Below are 5,768 nucleotides of genomic sequence, written 5' to 3'. Positions count from 1 at the left end.
CCCAGCCACGCCGAGAAGCACCCGGAATCCCGTCGCCCCGCCGCTCCCGCGCCCGAGGACCCGGCCCCGTCCTCCCAGCGCGCCCCGCGGCGGGAGGCGCAGCGTCGCCCCGCCCGACGGCGCGCGGGCAGCGCCTCCGCCCCGCGGGCCTCCCGCGCGCCGCGCGCCCAGCGGGGCCCGAATCAGCGGATCGGCTGGCTCATCGGGGTGCTGGGGGCGCTGGTGCTGCTGGCCGGGGTGGTCCTGCTGTTCGTCCGCCCGGTCCTGGGCATCCTGGGACTGCTGCTGGGCGGCTCCCTGGCCTTCTGCGGGCTGTACCTGGCCCGCCTGGACGTCGCCGAGCAGCCGGTGCCCATCCGGCATCCGGCCCTGGACCAGGACCCAGCCCCGATCGAGGAGACGGCTCCCGCCCCGACGGCGTCGGCCCCGCAGACCCAGGATCCCGCTCCGGACGCCTCGGCGGATGCTCCGGCGGCGGACTCCCCCGGCGAGGGCTATGACTGGGCCCCGCAGCGCGCCTCCCGTCGTGCGACCCGGGAGACCGAGGGCGCCTGATGCTGGAGCGCGCCCGCACCCGCACCGACCGCTTCCTGCAGATCGGCGAAGTCCTGATCAAGCACGGCCTGGGGTCTCTGCTGGGCGGGGTGCTCTCCGCCCCGTGGGCCGCTCCCCTGCGGAAGGTGCGGCAGCTGGATCCGCAGCATCGGCACACCCAGGCCGAGCATCTGCGCCTGGCGCTGGAGGAGCTGGGCCCCACCTTCGTCAAGCTCGGCCAGCTCGCCTCCACCCGGCAGGATCTGCTGCCGGAGGATTACACGCGGGAGCTGGCCCGGCTGCAGGACTCCTCCCCGCCGGTCTCCTTCCAGCGTCTGATCGGGCAGTTCGACGGGCAACCGGAGGAGCAGCTGCTGGCCTCCTTCGAGAGCATCGATCCGCAGCCGCTGGCCACCGGCTCCATCGGCCAGGTCCACGCCGCCGTGCTGGACGGGCGCGACGTCGTCGTGAAGATCCGGCGCCCAGGGGTGCTCGCGGGCGTGCACCAGGACCTGGACATCCTCGCCGAGCTGTCCAAGATGCTCTCCCGCTATGTCGGGATCGCCCGCGGCTACGACGTCGTGGAGCTGACCCGGCAGTTCGCTCAGCGCATCGAGGAGGAGCTGGACTACACGATCGAAGGCGAGCACTGCGATCGCTTCGCGGAGTTCTTCGCCGAGGACCCCTGGATCCGCATCCCCCGCATCCACTGGGAGGCAAGCAGCTGCGCGCTGCTCACCCAGGATCGGGTGCGGGGACTGAAGATCAGCGACATCCCCGCGCTGGATGCCGCCGGGGTGGACCGGCACCTGCTCGCGGTCACGGCCACGCAGGCCCTGTGCCGCATGGTCTTCCAGCTGGGCCTGTTCCACGCCGACCCGCACCCCGGCAATCTGTTCGTGCAGCCGGACGGGTCGATCACCGTCATCGACTTCGGGATGGTCGGGGAGCTCTCGGAGCGGTTCCGGGATCGCCTGGTCCCGCTGCTGGTCGGGATCACCACGGGCAATGCGCGCCAGGCCGCGCGGGCGACGGTGCGCCTGACGGCCCGCCCCGAGCAGGAGGTCCGGGCCGCGGACCTGGAACCGGACATGCAGCGGATCATCTCCGGGTACACCGGGCGCAGCCTGCAGGAGCTGAACCTGGCCCAGCTGCTCACGGATGTGCTGCGGATGCTGCATCGACACCACCTGGTCCTGCCCCCGGAGGCGGCGATGCTGGTGAAGATGATCGCCACCGCCGAGGCGCTGGGCACCACCCTGGACCCGGGCTTCGACATCGTGGCCGTCCTGACGCCCTATGCGCAGCAGTACGTCCGCTCCCGGCTCAGCCCGGAGATGCTCCTGCGCCGGGCCCGGGAGGCCGCCAAGGAGGCCGTCTCGTTGGGCATGGACGCCCCGGAGTCCGTGCGCCGGGTCCTGGGGGTGCTGGAGAGCGGCGGCTTCGACGTGCACCTGCGCGCCGATGAGCTGGAGGAGCTCATGGGCAAGGTCGAGAAGCTGGGCACCCGGGTCGTGGCCGGAGCCGTGCTGGCGGCGGTGATCAACGGGTCTGCGCACATCGTCGCCTCGGACCCGGGCCGGTTCAAGTCCTGGTACCCGGCGCTGGTCGGGGCGGGGGCCGGCTCCGCCGGGATGATCGGCGGGTACCTGGCCTGGTCCCTGCGCCCGCGCCGACGCCGCTGATCCTCCGCCCCGCCGGCCCCGCCCCGGTGCGGACTCAGTCCGTCGGGATGGTCTTGACGTAGTCGGCCATGGTCCCGTTCTCCAGGGCCTGGGAGAGCCGGTGGATCGCGTCCTCATCCGGGATGACGATGGACTGCCCGTCCTCGGACCACCCGGTGCCTGAGTTGGGCAGGGTGAACATGGTCATGTTCCGCAGCCCGCTGGGTCCGGCCTTCATGCCCATCGCGACGATCTCGCGGGCCGTGAGGTCCTCGTCCACGGAGACGTACGGGGAGAACTTCTCCACGGCGTCGCTGAGCTTGGTGGGGCTGGAGAGGGTCTCGGGGCTGAGGATCTTCTTCAGGAGTCCGCGCAGGTAGATCCGCTGGTCGCGCACCCGCTGGTAGTCCCCGTCCTGGAAGCTGTACCGGTCGCGCACGAAAGCCAGCGCCTCGTCCCCGTCGAGGGTCTGCTCGCCCTTGCGGAACTCGTGGCCGTCGGCGGTGAAGTCCATGGGCACATCCACCGGCACCCCGCCGACGGCGTTCGTCAGGTCGCGGAAGCCCTGGAAGTCGATCTCTGCGACGTGGTCGATGCGCGTGCCCAGGAGCTGCTCGATCGTCCGCACCTCCAGGGGTATCCCGCCGTAGTTCAGCCCGGCGTTGATCTTGGCTTTGCCGTGACCGGGGATGTCCACCCAGGTGTCGCGCATGATGGACACCACGTAGGCGGCGCCGCCGTCGGAGGGGATGTGCACGAGCATGATCGCGTCCGAGCGCTGACCGCTCACGACCTTCTCGTCCGCCTCTCCTTTGCGGGAGTCGCTGCCCAGGAGCAGGACGTTGTAGGAGCCATCCTCCTTGGGCCGGCCGGCGTCATCCGAGGGCAGCGCCTGGGAGAGCTTGGGCGAGTCGGCGTCGAAGTCGTGGCCGAGCTTGTACAGGAAGCCGCCGACGATCAGCACCGGGATCAGCAGCAGCACCAGCAGAACACCGAGCAGGGTCAGCACCTTGCGCCGGCGCGACCAGGGCCTGCGGCGCGATGGGGTCTCGGGAAGGGCGGATTCCGGGGTGGTGGACATGGGTGCTCCGGTGGCTCGGGCTTGGCGGGGATCGGGTCGATCCCACTGTAGCGGCTCGGGGCTCACCCCGAGATCACCGGCACGGGCCCACCCGGTCGACCGCAGACGCCTCGGGCCGGGGCGCGCTCACCGATCCGGTGAGCACGCCCCGGCCCGAGCCGGTGGTGGCAGTCGCCGCCTACTTGGCGGACTTGCCGAAGTTCTTGAACCGGGCGTTGAAGCGCTCGACGCGCCCGGCGGAGTCCATGATCCGCTGCTTGCCGGTGTAGAAGGGGTGGGACTCGGAGGAGATCTCGACCTCGACGAGAGGGTACTCGTTGCCGTCTTCCCAGGTGTCGGTCTTGGAGCTGGTGACGGTCGAACGCGTCAGGAAGGACTTGCCGGAGGCGAGGTCGCGGAAGATGACCTCGTGGTAATCCGGGTGGATATCGGTCTGCATGGTGTCTACCTCTCGCGGACTGGATTTTGCCAGGCCTGGGGACGCGGTGTCCCGCCCGGTCATCCGGGCGGGCGCCGTCGGAGTCGACGGCGACTCCCCAGGCTACCACGCGACGGCCCCCGCGGTCAGGGGCGCGCGCCGTCTTCCTCGGCGGACTCCCGCGGGCGGGTCTCCCAGAAGGCGACGGCCGAGGCCGCGGCCACGTTGAGGGAGTCCACGGCGTGGCTCATGGGGATGATCACGCGCGCATCCACCGCCGCCAGGGTCTCCGAGCGCAGGCCGTGACCCTCGGTGCCCAGCACCAGGGCGAGTCGCTGCGGGGCGGTGTGCCCGAGCCGGTCCAGGGTCACCGCGTCGTCGCTGAGGGCCAGGGCGGCCGTGGTGAATCCGCGCTCGCGCAGCAGGGACAGGTCCGCGGGCCAGGAGTCCAGCCGGGCCCAGGGGACCTGGAAGACGGTGCCCATCGAGACGCGGATGGAGCGTCGGTACAGGGGGTCGGCGCAGCGCGGGGTGATCAGCACGGCGTCCACGTCCAGGGCGGCGGCGCTGCGGAAGATCCCCCCGACGTTGGTGTGATCCACCACGTCCTCCAGGATCGCGACCCGCCGGGCGCCGTCGAGCACCCGCTCGACCGGGACGGGGGCGGGGCGGCGCATCACCGCGAGGGCGCCGCGGTGCAGGTGGAAGCCGGTCAGACCCTCCAGCACGGCGTCCTCCGCGACGTACGCGGGGGTCTGCGGATGACTGCGCAGCACGTCCGCCAGGTCCTCGGCCCATTTGTCCGACATGAGGAAGGAGAGCGGCTCGTGCCTGGCCGCCAGGGCGCGGCGGACCACCTTGGAGGATTCCGCGAGGTAGACGCCCCACTCGGCTTCCCGGGAGGTGCGCAGGCGCACGTCCGTCAGCCCCCGGTAGAAGCGCAGGTCTCGCAGCACCGGGTCCGCGGCTCGCCCGTCGGCGGCCTCCACCTGCTCGGCGTCGATCCGACGCACCGAGGGGATCGCATCGACCAGCGCCCGCCGGGCAGCCAGCTGGGCGGGGCCGTTCTGCGGGGTGCTCATGGGCGCGCGGCGAAGGCCGTGTGCCGCCCGTCGACGGTGCGCAGCCGCAGCGGGGTCTGGTAGGCGCGGGAGAAGCTGCGGTCCGTGAGGACCTCCTCCAACGGGCCCTGGGCGATGACCCGCCCGTGGCTGAGCAGCAGCAGGTGGGTGATTCCCTGCGGCAGCTCCTCGAGGTGGTGGGTCACCAGGACGCTCGCGGGCGCGTCCGGGTCGGCATTGAGCGCGGACAGACGCTGCACGAGGTCCTCGCGCCCGCCGATGTCCATGCCCGCGGCGGGCTCATCGAGGATCAGCAGCTCGGGATCCGTCATCAGGGCGCGGGCGATCAGGGTGCGCTTGCGCTCCCCGTCGGACAGCGTGCCGAAGGTCCGCTCGGCCAGGCGGGAGATGCCCCAGTCCACCAGCAGCTGCTCGGCGCGGTCGTGGTCGTCGGCGTCGTAGGATTCCCGCCAGCGCCCGGTCACCCCGTAGGCGGCGGTGACGACGACGTCGCGCACCGTCTCCCCCGCCGGGATCTGGGCGGCCACGGCGGCGGAAGTCAGCCCGATGCGCGGGCGCAGCTCGAAGACATCCACGGCCCCGAGGATCTCATCGAGGATGTCCACCGAGCCGCGCGTGGGATGCAGCCGTGCCGAGGCGACGTTCATCAGCGTGGACTTCCCGGCCCCGTTGGGGCCCATCACGGCCCAGCGCTGCCCGGCCTCCACCCGCCAGGTCACTCCGTCCAGGAGGGCGCGGCCGCCGCGCACGACCGAGACGTCGACCAGATCCAGTACAGTGCTCATGCCTCGACCCTAAGCCACGGCGCGCGCACCGACCCAACCCGGTCCGCGGTTCGGGTCGGCCGCCCGCAGAGGGACTCTTCTCCGATCCCGCCAGGGTCTCAGCATCCCCAGGCACGGGGGTTCGCGGAGCAGCCGTCCTGAACCCACCCGGATTTGGTGCGCCACACGCTCACCGTCTGCGGTTGCGACGGGAGGGTCGCGGTA

The 5,768-nt window shown here is 71.9% G+C and carries 5 protein-coding genes and 1 pseudogene; 2 read left to right on the top strand and 4 right to left on the bottom strand.

What is annotated here, in order from left to right; genetic code table 11:
* Both KKR01S_RS11025 and KKR01S_RS10350 read left to right on the top strand, forming a co-directional pair.
* Positions 1-555, top strand: a pseudogene (locus KKR01S_RS11025) (hypothetical protein); the annotation flags it as partial.
* Entirely contained in the window at positions 555-2,219 is a 1,665-nt protein-coding gene (locus KKR01S_RS10350) for an ABC1 kinase family protein (protein ID WP_061225935.1), read from the top strand. The pseudogene KKR01S_RS11025 and the gene KKR01S_RS10350, both read left to right, overlap by 1 nt.
* A 34-nt stretch (positions 2,220-2,253) precedes the next feature.
* On the opposite strand, the gene KKR01S_RS10345 is transcribed toward KKR01S_RS10350, so the two are convergent.
* The 4 genes from KKR01S_RS10345 to KKR01S_RS10330 form a co-directional block, all read right to left on the bottom strand.
* On the bottom strand, positions 2,254-3,279 hold the full coding sequence (locus KKR01S_RS10345; RefSeq protein ID WP_058731782.1) for an LCP family protein: 1,026 nt from the start codon (positions 3,277-3,279) through the stop codon (positions 2,254-2,256).
* Positions 3,280-3,457: 178 nt separating this feature from the next.
* Positions 3,458-3,718: a type B 50S ribosomal protein L31 gene (locus tag KKR01S_RS10340; RefSeq protein ID WP_058731781.1), complete on the bottom strand. Its 261-nt coding sequence runs from the start codon at positions 3,716-3,718 to the stop codon at positions 3,458-3,460.
* Between the two features lie 125 nt (positions 3,719-3,843).
* Complete coding sequence (locus tag KKR01S_RS10335) at positions 3,844-4,779, bottom strand: TrmH family RNA methyltransferase (RefSeq protein WP_081046087.1); 936 nt, start codon at positions 4,777-4,779, stop codon at positions 3,844-3,846.
* The gene (locus KKR01S_RS10330) at positions 4,776-5,564 is read right to left on the bottom strand and encodes an ABC transporter ATP-binding protein (protein ID WP_058731780.1); all 789 of its coding nucleotides are present in this window, start codon (positions 5,562-5,564) and stop codon (positions 4,776-4,778) included. Before KKR01S_RS10330 ends, KKR01S_RS10335 begins: the two co-directional genes overlap by 4 nt.
* Between the last annotated feature and the right edge of the window lie 204 nt (positions 5,565-5,768).

The sequence above is a fragment of the Rothia kristinae NBRC 15354 genome, assembly GCF_001570865.1.
Classification (GTDB): domain Bacteria; phylum Actinomycetota; class Actinomycetes; order Actinomycetales; family Micrococcaceae; genus Rothia; species Rothia kristinae.
Note: the sequence above shows the minus strand (reverse complement) of the source record. Positions and strands in the feature narration are given on the sequence as shown.

Coding starts and splice junctions, on each gene's coding strand:
- KKR01S_RS10350 (WP_061225935.1), top strand. CDS start 555: ATGCTGGAGCGCGCCCGCACCCGCACCGACCGCTTCCTGCAGATCGGC.
- KKR01S_RS10345 (WP_058731782.1), bottom strand. CDS start 3,279: ATGTCCACCACCCCGGAATCCGCCCTTCCCGAGACCCCATCGCGCCGC.
- KKR01S_RS10340 (WP_058731781.1), bottom strand. CDS start 3,718: ATGCAGACCGATATCCACCCGGATTACCACGAGGTCATCTTCCGCGAC.
- KKR01S_RS10335 (WP_081046087.1), bottom strand. CDS start 4,779: ATGAGCACCCCGCAGAACGGCCCCGCCCAGCTGGCTGCCCGGCGGGCG.
- KKR01S_RS10330 (WP_058731780.1), bottom strand. CDS start 5,564: ATGAGCACTGTACTGGATCTGGTCGACGTCTCGGTCGTGCGCGGCGGC.